Here is a 22196-nt window from a genome sequence, read left to right as displayed (position 1 = left end):
GACGCTCAGGAGGGCAGAAAGCCGTATCGGTGCAACTGCCACAGCCAGGAGACCGCCGCAGCAGAGAAGATGACGATGTTCTTCTTCCGGGCGGGCAGCCGCCACCACCAGGCGCCGCCGCCCAGCGGGGCGAACAGCAGACCGAGACCGACCAGGACGGTCACCGGGTTGGCGGCGATCGCCGCGCCGACGTGACCGGCGCCCAGGTCCATGAAGACCGTGGTGCTGCCGCAGCCGGGACAGGGGATGCCGGTGAACCGGCGCAACGGGCAGAGCACGCCCGGATCATGGGTGCGGTGCACCTCCGCCGCCACGACGGCGACGACCGCCGCTCCGCCGCCACGGAGCAGCACCCGAAGAGGCCCCCCGTAACGACCGGCCGCGATCTCGGCCCAACGGCGCTCCAAAGCGGCGCGCCTGCCCAGGGCGAAAGCCTGGTCTGCGCTCACGTCCCCCCGTGCCCCCGTTCCTGCTTTCTTACTGCTCTTAACCGACACCCATGGTTGCGAGCGGCAGCCGCCGTGTCCACCTCGTTCGCAGGTCCCCCACACGGTTGTGGCGTATTTGCAACCGGATCCCGACAGTCCATGTGCGATCATGCACGGTCGGGCTGCGACCGGCCCCTGACACAAGCGCTTCCACGATCCGGGAGAATGGCGTCATGACCGCCCAGATTCTCGATGGCAAGGCCACCGCCGCAGCGATCAAGTCCGAGCTCGTCACCAGGATCGATGCGCTGAAGGCGCGGGGGATCAACCCCGGCCTCGGCACCGTCCTGGTCGGCGACGACCCCGGCAGCCACGCCTACGTGCGCGGCAAGCACCGCGACTGCGCGCAGGTCGGCATCGCCTCCATCCAGCGCGAACTCCCCGCCGACGCGACCCAGGAGCAGGTCGAGGACGTCGTGCGCGAGCTCAACGCCGACCCGGCCTGCTCCGGCTACATCGTCCAGCTGCCGCTGCCGAAGCACCTGGACGAGAAGCGCGTGCTCGAGCTGATCGACCCGAACAAGGACGCCGACGGCCTGCACCCGATGAGCCTGGGCCGCCTGGTGCTGGGGGTCGAGGCGCCGCTGCCGTGCACCCCCTACGGCATCGTCGAGCTGCTGCGCCGCCACGGGATCGAGCTGAACGGCGCCAACGTCACCGTCGTCGGCCGCGGCATCACCGTGGGCCGCTCGATCGGCCTGCTGCTCACCCGCCGCAGCGAGAACGCGACGGTCACCCTCTGCCACACCGGCACCCGCAACCTGGACGAGCACCTGCTCAGCGCGGACATCATCGTCTCCGCCGCGGGCGTGCCGCACCTGATCAAGCCCGAGCACGTGCGCCCCGGCGCGACCGTGCTGGACGTCGGCGTCAGCCGCGTCGACGGCGTGTACACCGGTGACGTGGACCCGAAGGTCGCCGAGGTGGCCGGCTGGATCTCCCCGAACCCGGGCGGTGTCGGTCCGATGACCCGGGCCATGCTGCTCGCGAACGTCGTCGAGGCGGCGGAGCGGCAGGCCAGTGCAGCCCGCGACTGAGGATGCCGACGAGATGGCACGCAAGCCCAAGGCGCAGCAGCGGCCGCCGGTGAAGACCACCGGGACGTTCCGTCCCGAGGGCGGCTCCGCCGCGGCCGGGCGGGACCGGCCGGTGCCGGTGCGCCAGTGGCCGATCGTCGTGGTGCTGACCGTCGTGGGCGTCGGACTGCTGGTGACCGCGCTGGGCGCGTGGCGGGCCGGGATCGTCACGGTCGGCGTCGGCCTGCTGGTCGGCGCGGTGCTGCGGGCGGCCCTGCCCGAGGTCGGGATGCTGGCGGTGCGCAGCCGGTTCACGGACATCGTGGTGATGGGCGTGCTGGGTCTGGTCATCGTCGTACTCGCGCTCGCGTCGCTCCCCGATCCGGTGATCCACCTGCCGTTCGTGGGGCGCCTGGGCAGCATGGTTCACAGCGACGGCGGCGGCGACTGAGGGTTCACACCCCCGGCCCGACGGGCCTGGTCATACCGCTGTGAGCTGGGCTGATACCGGTTCGGCAGAACCGTGTCGGAAACGTGACGAAGGACTCCCGAGGGCGTGGCGAGGCCACGCCCTCGGTCGGGTCCTGTTGCGATAGCCTGACGCTGGTTCTCTCGATGTCGAGAGACGCGTCGGCGACAGCTGGAGAAGGTAGAAATGACCCGCACCCCCGTCAATGTCACCGTGACCGGCGCGGCCGGCCAGATCGGCTACGCGCTGCTGTTCCGCATCGCCTCCGGCCACCTGCTGGGCGCGGACGTGCCGGTGAAGCTGCGTCTGCTGGAGATCCCGCAGGGCGTCAAGGCCGCCGAGGGCACCGCCATGGAGCTCGACGACTGCGCCTTCCCGCTGCTCAAGGGCATCGACATCTTCGACGACCCGAACGCCGCGTTCGCCGGCGCCAACGTCGGCCTGCTGGTCGGCGCCCGCCCGCGCACGGCCGGCATGGAGCGCGGTGACCTGCTCTCCGCCAACGGCGGCATCTTCGGTCCGCAGGGCAAGGCCATCAACGACAACGCCGCGGACGACATCCGCGTCCTGGTCGTCGGCAACCCGGCCAACACCAACGCGCTGATCGCCCAGAACCACGCCCCGGACGTCCCGGCCGACCGCTTCACCGCGATGACCCGCCTGGACCACAACCGCGCCATCGCCCAGCTGGCCAAGAAGCTCGGTGTGGGCGTCGACGAGGTCAAGCGCCTGACCATCTGGGGCAACCACTCCGCCACCCAGTACCCGGACATCTTCCACGCCGAGGTCGCCGGCAAGAACGCCGCCGAGGCCGTCGCCGACGAGAAGTGGCTGGCCGAGGACTTCATCCCGACCGTCGCCAAGCGCGGCGCGGCCATCATCGACGCCCGTGGCGCCTCCTCCGCCGCCTCGGCCGCCAACGCCGCCATCGACCACGTCTTCACGTGGACCAACGGCACCGCCGAGGGCGACTGGACCTCCGCCGGCGTCGTCTCCGACGGCTCCTACGGCGTGCCGGAGGGCATCATCTCCTCCTTCCCGGTCACCGCGAAGAACGGCAAGTTCGAGATCGTCCAGGGCCTGGACATCAACGACTTCTCCCGCGCCCGCATCGACGCCTCCGTCAAGGAGCTCATCGAGGAGCGCGACGCGGTCAAGGAGCTCGGCCTCATCTGAGTCCGAGCCGGCGGTTCTTCCCGCTCTTCGAGGCCCGGCGGCCCTTGGTCCGCCGGGCCTCCAGCGTTCCCACCACGATGCCGTGCCCGGCCGGGCCCCGCCCGGCGCACCACCACACCGTCGCCCCGTCCTCCTCGCGCAGCCGGACGTGCAGGCCGAGGTCGTGCTCGGGGCAGACCGGCCAGGTGCGCCACAGGTGCTCCATCGCGGACTCCTGCGCCGCGTCGGCGACCTCCGGCAGCCCCGCCTCCTCCTCCCGCAGCGGGTTGCCCTGCGCGCCCCAGGACGGGAAGCCGACGAAGACCCCGTACTCGTCCAGCAGCAGCGCGAAGGGTTCCGTCCCCGGCTCGGTCGCGGCCAGGTCGCGGTTGAGCAGCACCAGCGCGTCGTGCCACTCGGGGTAGAAGTCTCGGTCCGTGAGCGTCTCCACGCGCGCAGGCTAGCGTCCCGTAGGGTGGTGCGTGCCGCGACTGGCGCACGGGGAGGGAACCCCGAGGAAGCGGCGAGGCGCACCACCGCCGGACTGCCGTACGCCTGGGCAGCCGGGTCGGACTGGACTACGACGGACGTAGAGCCAGTGAGAGACCCGGAGGAGAGTGCTGCCATGTCCCGTCTCGCCGTCACCGATCCCGAGATCGCCGCGCTGGTCGTCGCCGAGGAGCAACTCCAGGCCGACACGCTGCGCCTGATCCCCAGTGAGAACTACGTCTCGCACGCCGTGCTGGAGGCCACCGGCACCGTCCTGCAGAACAAGTACTCCGAGGGCTACCCGGGCAAGCGCTACTACGAGGGCCAGCGACACATCGACCAGGTCGAGACGCTGGCGATCGAGCGCGCCAGGACGCTGTTCGCGATGGACCACGCCAACGTGCAGCCGTACTCGGGCTCGCCCGCGAACCTCGCCGTCTACCTGGCGTTCCTCAAGCCCGGCGACACCGTGATGGGCATGGCGCTGCCGATGGGCGGCCACCTCACCCACGGCTGGGGCGTCTCCGCGACGGGCGCCTGGTTCCGCGGCGTGCAGTACGGCGTCGAGAAGGAGAGCGGCCGGGTCGACCTCGACAGGGTGCGCGACCTGGCGCTCGCCGAGCGGCCCAAGCTGATCTTCTGCGGCGGCACGGCCGTGCCGCGCGCCATCGACTTCCCCGGCTTCGCCGAGATCGCCCGCGAGGTGGGCGCGGTGCTGGTCGCGGACGTGGCCCACATCGCCGGCCTGATCGCGGGCGGCGCGCACCCCTCCCCGGCCGGGCACGCCGACGTCGTCTCCACTACCACCCACAAGACGCTGCGCGGCCCGCGCGGCGCGATGCTGCTCTCCACCGCCGAGCACGCCAAGGCGATCGACCGCGCGGTCTTCCCCGGTCTGCAGGGCGGCCCGCACAACCACACGACAGCCGCGATCGCCGTCGCGCTGAAGGAGGCGGCGGGCGAGGACTTCCGCGTCTACGCCCGGCAGGTCGTCACCAACGCGCAGACGCTCGGCGAGCAGCTGGCCGCCCGCGGCTTCGACCTGGTCTCCGGCGGCACCGACAACCACCTGCTGCTGATCGACCTCACCGGCAAGGACGTCCCCGGCAAGGTCGCCGCGAAGGCGCTGGACCGCGCGGGCATCGTGGTGAACTACAACACCGTCCCCTACGACACCCGCAAGCCGTTCGACCCCTCCGGTATCCGCATCGGCACACCGGCGCTGACCTCACGCGGCATCCCGGCGAGCGAGATGGCGCGCGTGGCGGAGTGGATCGACCTGGTCGTGGGCGCGGCGAAGTCGGGCGACGAGGCGACGATCGAGAAGGTCCGCGCCGACGTCAAGGCGCTGATGGACGTCTATCCGGCACCGGGGCTGCCCGTCCGGTAGGCGGCCGGACGGGGCGGCGGGAGCACGGCTCGGGGGTCCCTACACTGGCCCGGTGAGCGAGACGTTGCGCGATGCCGGACTGGTCCTTCTCTTCATCGTGATCGGCGGGATCTTCAACATCGCGGAGATCTCGCTGATCTCCCTTCGCGAGGGCCAGATCCGCGCGCTCGCCGAGCGCGGCACCAAGCGTGCGACGCGGGCCGCGCACCTGGCCGCCGACCCGAACCGGTTCCTGGCCTCGGTGCAGGTGGGCGTCACCTGCATGGGTTTCCTGTCGGCGGCGTTCGGCGCGGACACCCTCGCCAAGAAGCTCTCGCCGGTCTTCGTCGGCTGGGGCATGGACAGCGGGGTCGCCGACACCCTCGCCCTGGTCCTGCTGACGCTCCTGATCTCGTACGTCTCCCTGGTTCTCGGCGAGCTCACGCCGAAGCGGATCGGTTTGCAGCGCGCGGAGTCGATCGCGCTGACGGCCGCGCCGCTGGTGGACGTCATCTCACGGGTGCTGCGCCCGGTCATCTGGCTGCTGTCGGTCTCGACCAACCTGATGGTCCGCCTGCTCGGCGGAGACCCGAAGGCCGGACGCAACGCGATGAGCTCCGAGGAGCTGCGCGGCCTGGTGGCCGCCAGCACCGAGCTGGGCTCGGACGAACGCCAGCTGATCGGCGAGGTCTTCGCCGCGGGCGAGCGCCAGCTGCGCGAGGTCATGGTCCCGCGCACGGAGGTCACCTTCCTCGACGCCTCCCGCTCGGTCGCCGAGGTGCGCGACGAGGTGCGCGCGTATCCCCACTCGCGCTACCCGGTCGTGGACGGCTCCTACGACCTCGTGGTCGGCTTCGTCCACGTCCGCGACCTGTACCGGGCGGACGCCGTCGGCGCGGTGCGCGACATCGCCCGCCCCGTGAAGCTGCTGCCCGCGACGAAGCGGGTCCTGCCGTCCATGTCGGAGATGCGGCACGAGGGTCACCACCTGGCGATCGTGGTCGACGAGTACGGCGGCACGGCCGGCATCGTCACCCTGGAGGACCTCGTCGAGGAGGTCATCGGCGAGATCCGCGACGAGTACGACTCCCAGGAGCTCTCGACGACGCGACGCCTCGCCGGCGGTTCGATCGAGGTCGACGGCCTGCTCAACCTCTCCGACTTCGAGGAGGAGACGGGCGTCGAACTCCCGGAGGGCCCGTACGAGACCGTGGCGGGCTACGTCGTCGCGGAGCTCGGCCGCCTCCCGCTGGAGGGCGACCGCATCACCACCCCCGACGGCTACCTCCTCGAGGTCGCCCGCCTCGACGGCCGCCGCGTCGACCGCGTCCGCGTCACCACCCCGCCGGAGGCGGTCGCGGAGTAGTCCGGCAACCGGCCGAGGCGGCAGGGCCGGACGTCGGCGGAGCCCGTCGGACCGAGCCTGCAAGGTTCCGCCCCCGGTACGCCCCCGTCGTTCGGCCGCGGGGCCCCGTCGGTGCGTTTCCCAGCGGGATTCAGCGGGTCCTCAGGAGGCGTTTGAGGCGCAGTCCCACGACGCGTCGCAGGCTGATCCGTGCCGCCCACACCTCCAGCTCGCCGGTGGGGCCCGGCTTCGGCGTGAGCCGGTAGACGCGGCCGCCGCGCCAGACCTTGCGCTGGGGCAGTTCCGCCTCCGGTGTGATCCGGCCCCGGAAGCTGCGGCCCGCGTAACTCGCCTCCAGGCGCAGGGTGCTGCGTTGCCGCGGCAGCAGGTCCCGCAGCGGGATGACCGTCTCGTCGTCGGAGGCGACGTGGCCGACGGCGTCGGAGAGCCAGGTCACCGGCGGGGGCACGAGCCCGGGAAGCGGACGGGAGGTCTGAACCCGCAGGCCTTCCGCAGCCCAGGACACCGTCGCCGTGACCGGCTCCGGCAGTTCGCCGTGCTCGCACTCGTGTCGCACAAGTTCCGTCAACTCCTCGGTGAGCCCGTGCTGCAGGCAGTGCAGCCTGAGCCGCTGGGGCTCGGTGCACCGGGCCCGGATCGCGTCGGTCAGGTGGGCGCGCACGAGTTCGCCGGCAGCGGCGACCAGCCGGCTCCGCTCCTCCGGGGCTGACTGCAGGAAGTCGCGCCCGAACAGGTTGACCACGTCGCTGCGGATGTAGCGGTCGTTCACCTCGTCGCGCACCGGCCCGGGGTCCGTGAAACGGAGGACCACGGCCACGCCCGCCGCGGTGCCGCGCAGGCGGTCGGCGAGGCGGGCGGTGGTGGTGATGTTGCTGCGGTCGCCGCGGGCCAGCAGGTAGTAGTAGTCGTAGTCCGCCAGCACGGAGATGCGGCGGGCCAGGAAGAAAGCCGTCAGGACGAAGGGCGTGTCGCTGTAGACCGGCAGCTCCTCCGGGAAGCGCAGGGCGTGACGCCCCAGCAGCTCGCGGCGGAACAGCTTGGCGGGGGAGAGGGACCATGCCAGGGCGCAGCCGGGGAAGCGCACGTCGTCGACGGTCTCCCGGAACAGCTCCGGGGAGACCCAGCGTCCGTTCACGCCCACGACGCGGCCGACCACCACGTCCGAGCCGAGCCGCTCGGCCGCCTCCGTGAGGCGGCGCAGCGCGTCCTCGCCCAGGCGGTCGTCGGAGTCGAGGAAGTAGACGTAGCGGCCGCGGGCCTCGTCCAACGCCGTGTTGCGGGCGCGGGCGGGGCCGCCGCGCGTCGGCAGGCCGATCACCCGCACCACCTCGGGCCAGGACGCGGCGAGCGCGCGCAGCTCCTCGGCGCTGCCGTCGGTGGAGCCGTCGTCGACGGCCAGGACCTCCAGCTCGCCGGGGGCGAGGGTCTGCGCCCGCAGCGAGGCGAACCACTGGCCGAGATACTCCCGCGTGTCGTGAACAGGTGTGATCACCGTCACCAAAGGTGGCGTCATCGGCGGATCCCTCCGGCTTCGTCACTGGTCCACCACGGTGAACAACGCGCGCGACGCGGCGCAGGTGGCGGACGGACAGGTGTCCGACAGATGTCCGACAGGGTCAGCGGGCGTCCGTCCCGTGGAGCGGCGCGAAGGATCGCCTACGCACCTGCGAGAATGTGCGCATGGCCAACGACCGTCTCCGCGTGCTCTCGGGCATCCAGCCCACGTCCGGCTCCTTCCACCTGGGGAACTACCTCGGCGCCGTACGCCAGTGGGTGTCCCTGCAGGAGACGCACGACGCGTTCTACATGGTCGTGGACCTGCACGCGATCACCGTCGCGCAGGACCCGGCCGTGCTGCGGCAGAACACGCGCGTCTCCGTCGCGCAGCTGCTCGGCGTGGGGCTCGACCCCGAGCGCTGCACGCTCTTCGTCCAGTCGCACGTGCCGGAGCACGCGCAGCTCGCCTGGGTGATGAACTGCCTCACCGGCTTCGGCGAGGCCTCGCGGATGACGCAGTTCAAGGACAAGTCCGCCCGGCACGGCGCCGACTCCACCACGGTCGGCCTGTTCACCTACCCGATCCTCCAGGTCGCCGACATCCTGCTCTACCAGGCGGACCAGGTGCCGGTCGGCGAGGACCAGCGCCAGCACGTGGAGCTGACCCGCGATCTGGCCGAGCGCTTCAACGGCCGTTTCGGGCAGACCTTCACCGTCCCGAAGCCGTACATCCCCAAGGAGACGGCCAAGATCTTCGACCTGCAGGACCCTGCGGTGAAGATGAGCAAGTCCGCCTCCTCGCCCAAGGGCCTGGTCAGCCTGCTGGACGACATCAAGGCCAGCGCCAAGAAGTTCAAGAGCGCCGTCACCGACACCGACACGGTCATCGCCTTCGACGAGAAGGCCAAGCCGGGCGTCTCCAACCTGCTGTCCATCTACTCGGCGATCAGCGGCCGCTCGATCCCGGAGCTGGTGGAGCACTTCGAGGGCAAGATGTACGGCGCGCTCAAGACCGAGCTGGCCGACTACTACACCGAGTGGGTCGCCCCGATCCAGGAGCGCACCCGCACCTACCTGGACGACCCGGCGGAGCTGGACAAGGTGCTGGCGCGCGGTGCGGAGAAGGCGCGGGCCGTCGCCGCCCCGACGCTCGCCGCGGCCTACGACCGGATCGGCTTCCTGCCCCCGGCGGCGCTCTGAGCATGGGGAACGACGGGGTCATAGGCGGCGGCAACGTCCTGATCGGGGTCTCCCTCGCGGTGCCCGAGCCGTACGGTTCGCTGATCCAGGACGCCCGCACCGGCTACGGCGACACGCAGGCGCACGGCATCCCCACGCACGTCACGCTGCTGCCGCCCACCGCGGTCCCGCTCTCGGCGCTGCCCGACGTGGACGGCCATCTCGTCCGCGCCGCCGCTGACCACCGACCGTTCCAGGTGACGCTGCGCGGCACCGGCACCTTCCGGCCGGTCTCGCAGGTGGTCTTCGTGCAGCTGGAGCAGGGCGTGCGGGAGTGCCGGGCGCTGGAGGCATCGGTCCGCTCCGGGCCGCTGGCGCGCGAGCTGGCCTTCCCCTACCATCCGCACGTCACGGTCGCCCACGACCTGCCGGACGAGGCGCTGGACCGCGCGTTCACGGAGCTGCGCGGCTTCGAGGCGGGGTTCCCCGTGGAGGGGTTCAGCCTGTACCGCTTCAGCACGGACGACCAGGCGTGGCGACCGCTGCGCGGCTACGGCTTCCCCGGGGCGGCGGGTGCGGCGACAGGGTCGGCGTCCGCGCGCTGAACAGGCGATGAGCGTGCGGTGGCCGACCCCGGGAGTAGTAGGGTCGGGAACCGTGCCCAGGTTCAGCGTCATCGTCCCCGCGTTCAACGTCCAGGCCTTCCTCGGCGAGTGCCTGGAGTCCGTGCTCGACCAGTCCTTCGGCGACTTCGAGCTGATCGGCGTGGACGACGCCTCACCCGACGGATCGGGGCGGATCTTCGACGAGTTCGCGGAGCGGGACGCACGGGTGCGGGTGCTGCACCTGGCCGAGAACGTCGGGCTGGGCCGGGCCCGCAACGCGGGCATGGAGGTCGCCACCGGCGACTACCTGATCTTCCTGGACAGCGACGACACGCTGACCCCCGGCTCCCTGCGGGCCGTCGCCGACCGCCTCGAGGGGAGCGGCGAGCCCGACATCCTGGTCTTCGACTACGCCCGCACCTTCTGGGACGGCCGGGTCGTGCGCAACCAGGACGCGGCGATGCTGGGCGAGTGCCAGGCCAAGCCGGACGAGTTCGGCACCGCGGAGCGCGAGCAGCTGCTGCGGATGCTGATGGTGGTCTGGAACAAGGCCTTCAAGCGGGAGTTCGTCCAGCGGAACGGCTTCACCTTCCCGCCCGGGTACTACGAGGACACCCCGTGGACCTACCCGACCACGCTGGCCGCGGAGTCCGTCGCGCTGCTGGACCGGGTCGTGATCCACTACCGCCAGCGCCGGATGGGCGGCAACATCCTGGCCACCACCTCGCGCAAGCACTTCGACATCTTCGACCAGTACGACCGGGTCTTCGCCTTCGTCGACGCGCGCCCCGAACTGCACTCCTGGCGGCCGTTCCTGCACCGCCGCATGGTCGAGCACCTGCGCGCGATCGGCTCGCACCCGGACCGGGTGCCGATGGGCGACCGCCGCGAGTTCTTCGCGAAGGCCGCGGAGGCCGAGCGGCGCCACCGCCCCGAGGGCGCGGCGGCCGTCGAGGTCTCCATGCCGTTCAAGGCGGGCCCCGTCGGCGACGTGGTGCGACGGGCGAAGAACCGCGCGGTCGCGGCGCAGCCCGGGATGAAGCGCGCCATCGCGCGCCCGCTGGTGGGCGGCTTCGCGCAGATGCAGCGGCAGCTGCCGATCGACGACAACCTGGCGGTCTTCGCCTCGTACTGGAACCGCGTCCCCGGCTGCAACCCGGCCGCGATCGAGGCGAAGCTGCGCGAGCTGCGCCCCGAGACGCGGACGGTGTGGGTCGTCGAGGCCGGCCGGAAGAAGGACGTGCCGGCCGGGTACACGACAGTCGCGCCCGGGTCGCGCGGCTTCTGGGAGGTGATGTCACGCGCCCGCTACCTGGTCAACAACGTCAACTTCCCCGACAGCGCGAAGAAGCGTCCCGGCTCGGTGCACCTGCAGACGCACCACGGCACGCCGGTCAAGAAGATGGGCCTCGACCTGCGCGACTACCCCGCGGCGGGCCTGACGATGGACTTCGACAAGCTGCTGGAGCGGATCGACCGCTGGGACTACAGCCTCAGCTCCAACCGCTTCTCGTCGTTGATCTGGGAGCGGGTCTACCCGTCGGAGTACCGCACGCTGGAGTTCGGCTACCCGCGCAACGACGTCTACGTGACGGCCGGCGCCGAGGAGGTCCGCGCGGCCCGTCGTGAGCTGGGCATCCCCGAGGGCGCGAAGGCGCTGCTGTACGCACCCACGATGCGGGACTACCGCGTCGGCTACGAGCCGCAGTTGGACGTGGCGAAGCTGGCTGCGCGCCTCGGCGAGGAGTTCGTCGTCCTGCACCGGGCGCACTACTACTACGAGTCCGCGGCGGGCCCGGCGGGCGCCCGCGTCATCGACGTCTCCGGTCACCCGTCGATCGAGCGGCTGGCGCTCGCTGCCGACGCGCTGATCGTGGACTACTCGTCCCTGATGTTCGACTACGCCAACCTCGACCGCCCGATCGTCGTCTTCGCCGACGACTGGGACGTCTACAAGGAGACGCGCGGCGTCTACCTGGACCTGGTCTCCGGCAAGCCCGGCGAGACCCCGGGCGCGGTGGCCCGCTCCGAGGCGGAGCTGGCGGACGCCTTCCGCAGCGGCGCGTGGCAGGACCCGCAGTCGACGTCCCTGCGGCAGGCGTTCCGCGAACGCTTCTGCGAGTTCGACGACGGCCGTGCCGCAGAGCGCGTCGTCCGCACCGTCTTCCTCGGCGAGCAGACCCCCCTCCCCGTCCTGCCCCTCGCCGACCGCACACCGGCACCCACGACGGCCTGAGGACGCAACCCCAGCGGCCTGCCGGTGCAGGGCACGGGATGCCGCTCCTCCGGCTCGCGATCCCTCCGCCCCACCTCCATGGCCAACTCGTCGTAGCCGTTGGAGCAGTTGGTCTGATCCCGGAAGGCGGCCGGATTCGTCATGACGCGATCGTGAGGCACAGTCACGTCGGGGCTCCGCCGATGTGCGGCGGAGCCCCGGTGCCCCTGAAACGGTTAGCGCTCGAGGAGGGCGAAGAGCTCTTCCCACTTCTCCAGGATCGTCTCCTTGGAGTAGCGCGCCACATTGACCCGCGCCGCCTCGCCCATGCAGTCGCGCAGTTCCTGGCTCGACGTCAGTCGGACCAGCTGCTTGGCGAGTTCGGCGGTGTTGCCCGGGGCGGCGAGGAGTCCGTCCTCGCCGTCGCGGATGATCTCGCGGACGCCGGGGGCGCAGTCGAAGGCTGCACACGGGACGGCGAAGGCCATCGCCTCCAGCAGCGCCAGCGGGAAGCCCTCGCCGCGGGAGGACTGGACGAAGACGGAGCTGTCGCGCAGCGCGCCGGGGACGTCGGAGGTCTGGCCCATCCACTCGACGGAGTCGTCCAGGCCCAGCCGCGTGCACTGGGCGCGCAGTTCGGCCTCGTCCTCGCCCTTGCCGTAGAGCTTCAGCGTCCAGCCCGGCGCCTGGGGCGCGGCCAGCGCCCAGGCGTCGAGGAGCATGTCGATGCCCTTCTGGTCGTCGAGGCGGCCGATGCAGGCGACGGTCTTCGTCTCCCGCTTGGACGGCTCGTCCGGCCACACCGGCAGGGGGTTGGGCATGAAGCCGACGTTGTTGAGCTTCTCCAGGATCCACAGGTCCGCGTCCTCCTGCGTGAGCAGGAGCAGACGGTCGGCCTCGGGGTAGTACTTCTTCACGCGGACGAAGCGCGAGGAGTCCTTGGAGTAGTCGTACGACTCGTGGCTCATCCCGATCAGCGGGATGTCCTTGCGGTCGGCGAGGCGGACGAACTCCATCGCCCAGACCTGGGTGACGATGATCATCGCGCCCGGGCGGGCCGCCGCGAACAGCGCGTCGAGCTTGGCCTTCATGCCGCGGATCGCGGCCTCACGCTGCGAGTTGCGGGCGTAGCCGGAGACCTTGAGGCGCTGCCGGACGCCGCGCGGCGTGAACGCCGACGGCACCTTGCCCGGGTACAGCGTGGTGGTCGGGTACGGCAGGTTCGGGCCGAGGTCGGCGGGGGTGTCGGTGTCGCAGATGCCGAGGACGTGCACGTTGTGCCCGCGCTCGGTCAGCATCCGGGCCATCTGGTGGGACCAGGTGGTGACACCGCCGAGCTCGTCGACGCTGTTGGAGATGATGAAGATGTCACGGCCGGTGGTCACGGCGGCGTCCGCGCTCATGCCTGCTCGCCCTTCGCTTGCGTGCCGGCCGCCGGGCCGAAGAACCTGTCGACGATCTGTGCGGCCGCGCGGCCCTCGTCGTACTCGCCGAAGCGGGTGGCGAAGGCGCCGCGCTTCTCCGCGAACTCGTCCGTGCCCTTGCGGACGGCGTCGATCGCGTCGAAGAGCTGGTCCTGGGTCTCCACGAACGGGCCAGGCGCGGCCTCGCGCAGGTCGAAGTAGGTGCCGCGGGCGGCACCCGCGTATTCCTCGTAGTCGTACGCGTAGAAGACCATCGGGCGGTCCAGCAGCGCGTAGTCGAACATCACCGAGGAGTAGTCCGTCACCAGCGCGTCGGCGAGGCCGAGCAGCGGGGTGATGTCGGGGTAGTCGGTGACGTCGACGACCTTGCCCTTGAGGGTGCGCGGCACGGCGAGACGCTGCATGTAGTGCGAGCGCACCAGCAGAGTGGTGTCCTCGCCGAAGCGCTCGGCGAAGGCGACCGGGTCGAGCACCAGCTCGGGCGCCTTCTCCCGGAAGGTCGGGGCGTAGAGCACGATGGTGCGGTCCGGGTCGATGCCCAGCTCCGCGGCCAGCGGGCCGCGTTCACGCTTGCCGCTGCTCAGCTCCGCGCGGCGGGTGGCCACCAGTGCGTCGTTGCGCGGGTAGCCGACGCGCAGCACCTTGGACTCGGGCAGCCGGTAGGCGCGCACGAGGGTGTCGACGTCGTGCTCGGTGCGGACCACGAAGTGGTCGAAGCGGTCGAGCGCGCGCTGGTACTCGTCCTGCTTGTGGCGCGGCTGCATCCGGTACTCGGCCATGTCGAAGCCCATGCGCTTGAGCGCGGAGCCGTGCCAGGTCTGGACGTAGGTGGTCTCCGGGCGCTTGCGCAGCGCCAGCGGGAAGCCCTGGTTGTCGATCCAGTACTCGGCGCGGGCGAGCGCGTACAGGTACGGCCAGCTCCAGCGCTCGACCAGCTCGACGTCCTTGCCGGCCCCCGGGAATCCCTTCGCGGGCTTCTTGCCCTCGTAGGACCAGACGGCGTGGAACTTCAGGCCCCGGCGGCGCATCTCCTCGTAGATGGCGCGCGGGCTGTCGCTGTACTGCTTGCCCAGGTGGCTCTCGAAGACGACCAGGCCCTTCTTGACCGGCATCCGCGTCATGGCGCGGTGGTACCAGCGAATCTTGTTGGGCTGGTCGTTCAGGTCGCGGCGGGCCTGCAGCACGCGCTTGGCGGAGCGCTTGAGGGGCGCGCCGGCCGGGCTGCTCATCAGGTCGAACAGCAGACCGCGGCCCTTGCGGGCGGCGGTGCCGACGGCGCTGAGCTGGAACGCCAGGTGGCCGGGCTTGGAGACCTCCGGCTCGAGGCGGTCGGCCAGCAGGCGGGTCAGCCTGGGCCGGGCGGCGAAGTCGCCGTCCAGGTCCAGCTGGTCCACCGACAGCGGCTGCCGGGTGCGCTGCTTGTCCACGCTCATGTTGAGCCACACATCCCAGATGGTGTCGACGAGGCCGAGCGGGCGCAGGGTCTTGGAGATGTCGAGCGTGCACTCCCACTCGACGTGGTCGCCCCGGTGGGTGAAGGAGGTGATCGGGAAGCTGAAGGTCTGCAGGCCCTTGCGGCGGGCCTTGACCTCCATGCGCCCCGAGAGCTTCGCCTCGGCCTGGACCAGGCCGAGCGGGTTGACGGTCCGCCCGGTGATCTTCACGGCGTCGGCGCCCAGCGGCTCCCAGCCGGTGAGCTGCGAGCGCAGCACGGACTCGCTCAGGTTGCGCGCCTGGAACCCGACATCGGTGACGTCGAGCATGCGGCGCCCGGTCTCGTCGTCCAGGTGGTCGGCGCAGAAGTAGATCCGGCCGTTCCGCTCGACCAGGGGCATCGGGGTCTTGCGCGGGTTGCGCAGCCAGTCGATGGCCGGGAGCAGATTCGCCCAGTCCTCCTTGATCAGCAGGTAGGCGCAGACGCGCTGCACCGGCTGGCACTCGTCGAAGACGTCGAGCGGGATCGTGGCCAGGTAGTCGCGGGTCAGCTCCGCGAACTGCCGCTGCCACTCGGCGCTGTGCTGGGGGAACTCGCGCAGGTAGAGCGGGACGTCGTGCTTGAGGAACTTGAGGTCCTTGTGACGCCGCAGCTTGGTCTGGCCCTTCTCGGCCAGCAGCGCGTCGATGCGGCGGTGGATCTCGATCCGGTCGGAGAAGTTGCGGATCTCGTCACGCCGGTTGGTGATCGACTTCTCGGACTTGGCGACGTTCTGCCGTATGTACCACTTGTAGACCTGATTGGGGATCAGGGCGATGCGGTCGGCGGCGAGGTAGGCCTGCGCGGAGTAGAGCAGGTCCTCGTAGAGCAGGCCCTTGACGAAGGTCAGCTTGCTGTCGAGGAGGAAGTCGCGGCGGTAGCACATGTTCGTCGACAGGGTGTCGAAGACGAACAGGTCGGGCAGCTCGGCGACGTTCTCCAGCACCTGGTGGCGCTGGTAGAGCCAGCGGTACCAGGGCTGCTCGCGCTGGGTGCGGGTGTCGATGTAGATCTGCGTGCTCAGTCCGGAGACCAGCTCCGCGCCGGTGGCCTCGGCGGCCTCGACCATGTTCCGGCAGGCGTTGAGCTCGAGCTCGTCGTCGCTGTCCAGGTACATGACGTAGGTGCCGAGGGCCTCCACGATGCCGCGGTTGCGCGGCTCGCCGCACCCCTTGGAGTTCTCGGGCAGCTGGAAGGCGCGCACCCGGCCAGGGTGCTGGGCGGCCAGCCGCTGCGCGACCTCGAAGCTGCCGTCCGTGCTGCAGTCGTCCACGATCACGGCCTCCACGCTGTGGAGGGTCTGGTCGAGTACGGACTGCACTGCTCGTGGAAGGCGCTCGGCGTCGTTGTAGACGATGACGATGACGCTGACGTCGGGCGTACTCAAGGGCTGATCTTGACCTGTTCGTGAGGGTGCCGATCCCCGATGACCGCGCGGCACACACGTTCGATTATGAGATTCCTTGCGGCTCATACCTTAATACATGCAAACGGCGGTCAACGTGGCGGCGACATCGGACCGAACACCCTCAAGAACCAGCTGGGAACGCCCGGTAAGAAACGCAAGAACGGTAGGGGCCTCGGGCCGCGGCTACGGCTTGACCGCGATCCTGCCCTCGTCCATGCGCGTCAGCAGCAGCCGGGCGCCGGTCTCCTCCAGGAACTCGTCCACGGCCTGGCGGGAGCCCTGCCAGTAGCCGTAGTCGTCCAGCAGCAGCACACCGCCGGGGACGAGGCGGTCGTAGAGGTGCTCCAGCTCGTGCTTGGTCGAGGCGTACCAGTCCGTGTCCAGCCGCAGGATCGCGATCTTCTCCGGCGCCTGGTCCGGGATGGTGTCCTCGACCTTGCCCTGGACGTAGTGCAGCCGCTCGGAGGGGTAGTCGATCCGGGAGAAGCCGTCCTGGACGTCGTCGAGGGTCGCCAGGGCCCAGATCGGGCGGTCCTTGCCCTGGGTGGCCAGCAGATCGGCGGCGCTCCTGCCGTCGACCCGCTTGTCCTCGTCGGTGGGCTCGCTCATGCCCTCGAAGGTGTCGAACAGGTAGAGCTCGCGGTCCTTCACGTCGAGCGACAGCAGGGTGCGGGCCACCGCCTGCATCGAGCCGCCGCGCCAGACGCCGCACTCGACGATGTCGCCGGGCAGGTCGTGCCTGGTCACGTAGCGCACGGACTGGATCAGCGCGTTCAGACGCTCGAGCGAGGTCATCGTCCACGGCTTGACCGCGGTGATGATCTCCTTGGCGGTCTCGTCGTAGTCCGCCGGGAACTTCAGCGGCTTCGGCACCGCGGGGGCCGCGGGGGCCGGCACCGCTGTGGGTAGCGCGGCGGCGGGGCGGCTCTGGATCCGGCGCAGTTCGTAGCCGGTCAGCTGCCGCAATGTGGTGTTCACAGTCTTGCGCCAGGTCATGGGATCGGAGGCTACGCCTTCGAACCCGCGCCTGTCTGTAGGTCCGTGAACCTTTGAATGGGGTTTTCACCGACCGGGGACACGGTCTTCATGGGTCGGACGCGGGGGTCTGCCGTGGTGGCGGGACGCCGAGGCGTTCGGCGTCCCGCCGGGGTGCGGGAACGGGCGTCGCCGGGGCTCAGCCCAGCTCCAGCATCCGGTCCACGACGCGGCGCGAGGCCTTGCCGTCGTCGAGGTCGCAGTAGGTCTTGCGGAACACCTCGTACGCGGCGCGGTAAGGCTCGAGGGCGGGGGTCAGGTCGCGCAGCGCGGCGATGACGTCGTCGCAGGTGGGCAGCAGCGGTCCCGGAGCGGTCGCCTCGAAGTCGATGTAGAAGCCGCGCAGCGTGTCCCGGTACAGCTCGAGGTCGTAGGTGAAGAAGAGCATCGGGCGTCCGGTCACCGCGAAGTCGAACATCGCCGAGGAGTAGTCGGTGACCAGGACGTCCGAGACGAGGTAGAGATCCTGGATGTCCGGGTAGCTGCCGACGTCCCACACGAAGCCGTTGCCGGCGCCCGGGACCTGGTCGACCACGTGGGCGTGCGGGCGGACCAGCAGCACGTGGTCCTCGCCGAGCGCCCGGCGCATCGCGTCCAGGTCGAGGTGCAGGTCGAGGTGGTGGCCGCCGTGGCTCAGCCGGAGCCGGTGTTCCCGCCAGGTCGGGGCGTAGAGGATCACCCGCTTGCCCGGCGGCAGCCCGAGCCTGCGGCGCACGGCGTCCGCCCGGAGCTCCCGGTCCGGGGCCAGCAGCACGTCGTTGCGGGGGTAGCCGGACTCCAGGATCTCGCCCTCGTAGTGGAAGGCGTTGCGGAGGATCGGGGTGCTGAACCGGTTGGGGGAGAGCAGCAGCTGCCACTGCTTCGCCTCGTGCTCCAGCCGGCTCAGGTAGTCGGTGTCGGTGAACCAGTCGTTCTCGAAGTCGAAGCCGATCTTCTTCAGCGGAGTGCCGTGCCAGGTCTGCACGACCACCTGGCCCTCGCGCCGCTCCAGCTCCGCCGGCAGGTGGGTGTTGCCGACGATCCAACGGCTGCGGGCCAGCGCCTCGTACCACGCGGCCGAGCCGATCAGCACGGTGCGGGCGCCGGGCGGGGTCGGCATCCGGTGGTCGAGCACCGCCCACACGTGGGCCGCGTTCACGTCGCCGCGCTGCAGCATCTCCTGGTGCACGGCGCGCGGGGAGCAGGAGTAGGAGCGGCCCTCGAAGACGTCGTAGAGCACCTGCGGCAGCAGCGGACGCCGCCGGGCGGCGGGGAGGGTGTCGGTGAGCAGCCGACGCCGGTGGTAGTCGCCGCGCTCCTGCGGGTCGAGCGCGGCAGAGACGCTGAGCAGCATCCCGTCGTAGCCCTGCCGGGTCAGGCGCACGGTCTTGCCGCGCGCCTGGAGGGCGAGGGGCACCGCGGCGTGCGCGGCGGGGGAGAGCCGGGCCTGGCACTCGGCCGGCCTGGGCGCGTCCTGCGGCGCGTTCGGCGGCGCGGGAGAGCGGACGGTCATCTGCCAGTCGCCCCAGGCCAGCGGGATCTCCCCGGCGTAGCCGGAGACGGGAACGGCCGGCAGCAGCGTGTCGATCCGTCCGTCGACCGCCTCGAAGGCGTGGACCTCGGGCCGCGCCTGCGTCGGGTGGCGCAGCACCAGCTCCAGGGCGTGGCGGCCCGGCAGCGGGTAGCTGCCGGTGAGCCGGAAGGACTCACGGGAGAGGTCGGCGGTGACCTCCTCGAACAGCGGCTGGACGGGCTGGTCCACCAGTTGCAGGTAACCGGTAGGCGAGCGCTTGACGCAGACGACACGCGGCGGCTCCTGCCCACCGGGCAACGGGAGCTGCTGCGCCTCGGGCTGGGTCCGCTCGTCGTGGACGAGCCGCAGCGACTCGCCGTCCTCCTCGTCCTCGGCCGCCATCCGCAGATCGACCGCCCAGCGGTGCCCGTGCGTGGCCGGGACGTGCGGCCGCAGCCGCTCGTACCGCTCGCGAGCGGCGTTGAGCTCGCCGAGGTCGAGGGTGGCGGTGAACGGAACCCAGCCTTCGGCGTCCGGCGTGAAGGCCCCGGCCGGACCGGTCTTGGTGCCGCTGCCGTTTCCCGCAGCCCGGGTGTTGACCGGGTTCACACCTTCGGCGGGCCAGGGCGCGGTTGTCACGTCGGCTCCGGTCACGCCTTCGCCGTCCTGCGCGCCCCCGGCGTCCTGCGGAGCCCGGACGTCCTGCGCGCCCCGTGCGGTCTCGGCCGCTCCGGCGCGGGCGGCCTCGACCTTGCCCATCCCCTCCACGCCCAGCGCCCGGAGCACGTCCTCGCGTCCCGCGAGGTAGGCGTCCGCCTCGGAGCCGACCGCGTCCGAGGCGACCGCCCCGGCCCGGGCAACGGCCGTCGCGCCCGCCAAGGTGATCGGCAGCTCCAGGATCGCCGTGGAGCCGTCCTCCATGTGACGGACGCGCAGCGCCTCCACGCGGTGCGCCACGGCGGCGCGGATCCTGCCGCTGATCTCGAGCCTGCCGCTCCTCTCGCTGATCGCGCCGGTCAGCGCGTGCGCGTGCTCGACCCGCAGGTACAGGTGCTGGTCCCGGATCTCCGGGATGACGCGGACGTCGTCGGCGACCCAGCTGGAGCGCGGGCTCTGACCGGAGGCGCGGTGGCCGGTCTTGATCCGGCTGCGCCGCGGACGGCCGGTGCCGAGGATGGCGACGGTGACCCGCCAGATGCCCTCCACCCAGCGCCCGTCCTGCCGCAACCGCCGCGGGTCGACGCCGGCGGAGAACCCCGCCAGGTCGCAGTCGCGCAGCAGCTGGCCCTGGTCGGCCGTCACCTCCGGCGAGCGGACCGTCTTCGCGGGCAGCACCAGGGTGCGGCGGCTGTGCGTCTCACGCAGCATCAGCATTTTCAGTGCGGTGTGCCGTGCCGGCGCGCCCAGGTGGTTCGGGTAGGCGTGGCCGGTGAGTCGCAGCACACCCTTGCTGTCCCAGTCGGTGCCGTGCAGCTGGGAGCGGACCACCAGCTCCGGGCCGAGCCGAAGCACGCTCGCCGGCACCGGCGGCCGGTCGGCCAGCACCGGGTAGTCGGCGCGCGGCCGCAGCTGACCGCGGACCGGGATGGCCCCCTTGTGGTCCCACTGCCAGCGCAGCACCGCCAGGAAGTCGTCGATCCGGCCCTGGGCGATCAGGTGGTAGCGCAGCCGGTGGTCGGCGGGCAACCGGTCGATCGCCTTGGGGCCGATCTCCGACAGCAGCCCGCCCACGTGCTCGGCGAAGACCTGGTGCAGCGCCGAGTCGCCGTCGAGGGCCGCACGGAAGAAGAGCGGGATCTCCTCCGTCAGCGCGTTCCGGTCGTAGGCGCGCAGGTGGTCGCGGTACTCCGGTGCGGTCTGCGCGGTCAGGAACGCCCGGACCAGCCGCATCGAGGCCACCCGGTCCTTCAGGCCGCGCGGGTCGCTGCGGTTCTGGGTGATGGAGCGCTGGCCGCTCTCACGCTCGCGCCAGTTGTAGATCGGGTCGCCGAGGACGTCGACCTTCTCGGCCAGGTAGTGCAGCGGCACGCTGACCGGGGCGTCCTCGTAGAGGATGCCCGGGTAGCGCAGGCCGTGGGCGTCGAAGAAGGAACGCCGGTAGACCTTGTTCCACGCGGTCCGGTCGGTGATCAGCGCCGGGAACTCGCTGATGTGCGTGCTCAGGCGGGTGCGTGCGAACGGCCGCGCGTGTACCGGCGACTGCCGCGAGCCGGCGCTGCGGAAGCGCCGGACGTTGCCCGCGACGAAGTCCGAGCCGGTCTGGTCCAGGGTGCCGATCATCAGCTCGTAGGCGGTCTCCGGCAGCGTGTCGTCGCTGTCGACGAAGGCCAGGAACTCGGTGCCGGGCGTCAGCGCCTCGATGCCGGTGTTGCGGGCGGGGCCGAGACCGCCGTTCTCCTTGCGGACCGACCGGAAGCGCCGGTCGCGCCGCTCCCACTCGTGCGCGATCGCGGCGCTGCCGTCCGTTGAGCCGTCGTCCACCATGACGACCTCGAAGTCGCCCATGGTCTGGGCGGCCAGCGAGGCGAGGCACTCGTCGAGATAGCGCTCGACGTTGTAGATCGGGACGACGACGGAGAGACGCGGGGGCATCCGCTCGGGCCTTTCGGATCGGGGACGGGTCGTGAGGCGGGTCGTGGCGGTCGGGGTGGCGGACGGTCAGGGCGGTGGGCGCGGGGCGGGGTCAGGGGATCGGCGCGTTCTGCGACTGGACGACCCAGTCGGTGCTGTGGGCCGGCAGGCGGATGTGCGTGCCGTAGTAGTCGTCGATGCAGGAGGCGACCCAGTCCGGTCGGCCGCTGCGGGTGTAGGCGTCGCGCAGATGGCCGATGTAGGAGGGCACGTACGTCGGGTTCCTGGCCCCGGCCCGCAGCTGCGCCTCGAGCTGGACCTGCTGGGCGTCCCAGTGGTGGGCGCGCACCCGCGTCTGGTGGACCACGGCGACCGCGGGCTGGGCGAGGCCCAGCAGGGCGAGTCCGAGCAGCGCCGGGAGCAGCAGTGCGGCGCGCCGCCGACGGGGCGTGACCGTGGTGCCGGGTGCGGGCGCGAGGGCGGAGGCGAGCAGTCGCCCGGCGGCGACACCGACGGCGGCGAGCAGCAGCGTGTAGGGCAGCCGCCAGTCGTTCCAGGTGCGGACCATGTACCAGATCCAGGATCCGAAGACGGCCTGGACCAGCTCGGTGACGAGCAGACTGCCGAGCAGCACCCCGGCCGTCGCCCACAGCAGCACCCGCAGCGGCGAGCGGACGGCCAGCGCCGGGCCGGGCGCCGCGTCGGAGACGCGGGCGTCCTGTCCCTCGGCCCGGTCCGGCCCGTCCGAGCCGGAGCCCGCACCCGCGGATGCGGTGCCCGCCTGATCCGGGCGCACGGAGTGACGGGACGACGTCGGCGACTCCGCGCCCCCGTGGCCCGGATCGCCGAGAGGCACGGCCTCCGGGTCCACGGCGTCGAGTCCCCTGCGGCCGGAGGCCGGGGACGCCTCGTCGGCGAGGCGCGCCGTCGCGGTCGGCGAACCC

Annotated in this window: 15 protein-coding genes, 1 pseudogene and 1 riboswitch; of the genes and pseudogenes, 8 read left to right on the top strand and 8 right to left on the bottom strand. The window is 71.3% G+C overall.

What is annotated here, in order from left to right; all coding sequences use genetic code 11:
* Positions 1-5: 5 nt before the first annotated feature.
* The gene (locus tag TR49_RS41595; protein WP_201776207.1) at positions 6-449 is read right to left on the bottom strand and encodes a DUF2752 domain-containing protein; all 444 of its coding nucleotides are present in this window, start codon (positions 447-449) and stop codon (positions 6-8) included.
* A 212-nt stretch (positions 450-661) separates the two neighbouring features.
* Here TR49_RS41595 and TR49_RS19770 point away from each other — a divergent pair, with 212 nt between their 5' ends.
* The 3 genes from TR49_RS19770 (at position 662) to TR49_RS19760 (ending at position 3149) form a co-directional block, all read left to right on the top strand.
* Positions 662-1525 carry a bifunctional methylenetetrahydrofolate dehydrogenase/methenyltetrahydrofolate cyclohydrolase gene (locus TR49_RS19770; RefSeq protein ID WP_042383320.1) on the top strand — a complete coding sequence of 288 codons (864 nt, stop codon included), beginning with the start codon at positions 662-664 and terminating at the stop codon, positions 1523-1525.
* A 13-nt stretch (positions 1526-1538) separates the two neighbouring features.
* Positions 1539-1955, top strand: coding sequence for a DUF3017 domain-containing protein (locus tag TR49_RS19765; protein WP_042383388.1), 417 nt, complete (start codon positions 1539-1541; stop codon positions 1953-1955).
* Positions 1956-2159: 204 nt separating this feature from the next.
* On the top strand, positions 2160-3149 hold the full coding sequence (locus tag TR49_RS19760) for a malate dehydrogenase (RefSeq protein ID WP_042383318.1): 990 nt from the start codon (positions 2160-2162) through the stop codon (positions 3147-3149).
* On the opposite strand, the gene TR49_RS19755 is transcribed toward TR49_RS19760, so the two are convergent.
* Positions 3142-3579, bottom strand: a complete 438-nt coding sequence (locus tag TR49_RS19755) for a hypothetical protein (protein WP_052434454.1) — start codon at positions 3577-3579, stop codon at positions 3142-3144. The two genes, TR49_RS19760 and TR49_RS19755, sit on opposite strands and share 8 nt — an antisense overlap.
* Positions 3580-3605: 26 nt before the next feature.
* A riboswitch (ZMP/ZTP riboswitch) is annotated at positions 3606-3696 on the top strand.
* Positions 3697-3753: 57 nt separating this feature from the next.
* Here TR49_RS19755 and glyA point away from each other — a divergent pair.
* Together glyA and TR49_RS19745 are read left to right on the top strand one after the other, a co-directional pair.
* Positions 3754-5007 (top strand): serine hydroxymethyltransferase, encoded by a 1254-nt coding sequence (gene glyA / locus TR49_RS19750; protein WP_042383317.1) that lies wholly within the window; start codon positions 3754-3756, stop codon positions 5005-5007.
* A gap of 52 nt (positions 5008-5059) precedes the next feature.
* Complete coding sequence (locus tag TR49_RS19745) at positions 5060-6352, top strand: hemolysin family protein (protein WP_042383316.1); 1293 nt, start codon at positions 5060-5062, stop codon at positions 6350-6352.
* 130 nt (positions 6353-6482) lie between these two features.
* Here TR49_RS19745 and TR49_RS40130 read toward each other — a convergent pair whose 3' ends face one another.
* The gene (locus TR49_RS40130) at positions 6483-7865 is read right to left on the bottom strand and encodes a glycosyltransferase family 2 protein (protein WP_084725080.1); all 1383 of its coding nucleotides are present in this window, start codon (positions 7863-7865) and stop codon (positions 6483-6485) included.
* A gap of 167 nt (positions 7866-8032) precedes the next feature.
* Here TR49_RS40130 and trpS point away from each other — a divergent pair, with 167 nt between their 5' ends.
* Genes trpS through TR49_RS19725 form a run of 3 tightly spaced genes read left to right on the top strand, consistent with a single transcriptional unit; the run spans position 8033 to position 11869 of the window.
* Positions 8033-9049, top strand: coding sequence for a tryptophan--tRNA ligase (trpS, locus tag TR49_RS19735; RefSeq protein ID WP_439654115.1), 1017 nt, complete (start codon positions 8033-8035; stop codon positions 9047-9049).
* 2 nt (positions 9050-9051) lie between these two features.
* A complete protein-coding gene (locus tag TR49_RS19730; RefSeq protein WP_042383314.1) occupies positions 9052-9633 on the top strand; it encodes a 2'-5' RNA ligase family protein in 582 nt (193 codons plus the stop codon).
* A gap of 52 nt (positions 9634-9685) precedes the next feature.
* Positions 9686-11869: a bifunctional glycosyltransferase/CDP-glycerol:glycerophosphate glycerophosphotransferase gene (locus TR49_RS19725; protein WP_042383312.1), complete on the top strand. Its 2184-nt coding sequence runs from the start codon at positions 9686-9688 to the stop codon at positions 11867-11869.
* 215 nt (positions 11870-12084) lie between these two features.
* On the opposite strand, the gene TR49_RS19720 is transcribed toward TR49_RS19725, so the two are convergent.
* From TR49_RS19720 to TR49_RS19700, 5 genes and pseudogenes are all read right to left on the bottom strand, one after another.
* Complete coding sequence (locus tag TR49_RS19720; RefSeq protein WP_042383309.1) at positions 12085-13251, bottom strand: glycosyltransferase; 1167 nt, start codon at positions 13249-13251, stop codon at positions 12085-12087.
* Entirely contained in the window at positions 13248-16133 is a 2886-nt protein-coding gene (locus TR49_RS19715) for a bifunctional glycosyltransferase/CDP-glycerol:glycerophosphate glycerophosphotransferase (protein ID WP_042383307.1), read from the bottom strand. The genes TR49_RS19720 and TR49_RS19715 overlap by 4 nt, the downstream gene beginning before the upstream one ends.
* 204 nt (positions 16134-16337) lie before the next feature.
* Positions 16338-17150 carry a TylF/MycF/NovP-related O-methyltransferase gene (locus tag TR49_RS19710; RefSeq protein WP_042383305.1) on the bottom strand — a complete coding sequence of 271 codons (813 nt, stop codon included), beginning with the start codon at positions 17148-17150 and terminating at the stop codon, positions 16338-16340.
* 178 nt (positions 17151-17328) lie between these two features.
* Complete coding sequence (locus TR49_RS19705) at positions 17329-21273, bottom strand: bifunctional glycosyltransferase/CDP-glycerol:glycerophosphate glycerophosphotransferase (protein WP_042383304.1); 3945 nt, start codon at positions 21271-21273, stop codon at positions 17329-17331.
* A 91-nt stretch (positions 21274-21364) separates the two neighbouring features.
* A pseudogene (locus tag TR49_RS19700) lies at positions 21365-22196 on the bottom strand (hypothetical protein); the annotation flags it as partial.

Source organism: Streptacidiphilus melanogenes (assembly GCF_000787835.1).
GTDB classification, from domain to species: Bacteria; Actinomycetota; Actinomycetes; order Streptomycetales; family Streptomycetaceae; genus Streptacidiphilus; species Streptacidiphilus melanogenes.
Note: the sequence above shows the minus strand (reverse complement) of the source record. Positions and strands in the feature narration are given on the sequence as shown.

Bases quoted from the DNA above. Each gene is read 5' to 3' on its own strand.
- TR49_RS19770 (WP_042383320.1), top strand. From the start codon at position 662: ATGACCGCCCAGATTCTCGATGGCAAGGCCACCGCCGCAGCGATCAAG.
- TR49_RS19760 (WP_042383318.1), top strand. From the start codon at position 2,160: ATGACCCGCACCCCCGTCAATGTCACCGTGACCGGCGCGGCCGGCCAG.
- TR49_RS19765 (WP_042383388.1), top strand. From the start codon at position 1,539: ATGGCACGCAAGCCCAAGGCGCAGCAGCGGCCGCCGGTGAAGACCACC.
- TR49_RS19730 (WP_042383314.1), top strand. From the start codon at position 9,052: ATGGGGAACGACGGGGTCATAGGCGGCGGCAACGTCCTGATCGGGGTC.
- TR49_RS19710 (WP_042383305.1), bottom strand. From the start codon at position 17,150: ATGACCTGGCGCAAGACTGTGAACACCACATTGCGGCAGCTGACCGGC.
- glyA (WP_042383317.1), top strand. From the start codon at position 3,754: ATGTCCCGTCTCGCCGTCACCGATCCCGAGATCGCCGCGCTGGTCGTC.
- TR49_RS19705 (WP_042383304.1), bottom strand. From the start codon at position 21,273: ATGCCCCCGCGTCTCTCCGTCGTCGTCCCGATCTACAACGTCGAGCGC.
- TR49_RS40130 (WP_084725080.1), bottom strand. From the start codon at position 7,865: ATGACGCCACCTTTGGTGACGGTGATCACACCTGTTCACGACACGCGG.
- trpS (WP_439654115.1), top strand. From the start codon at position 8,033: ATGGCCAACGACCGTCTCCGCGTGCTCTCGGGCATCCAGCCCACGTCC.
- TR49_RS19720 (WP_042383309.1), bottom strand. From the start codon at position 13,251: ATGAGCGCGGACGCCGCCGTGACCACCGGCCGTGACATCTTCATCATC.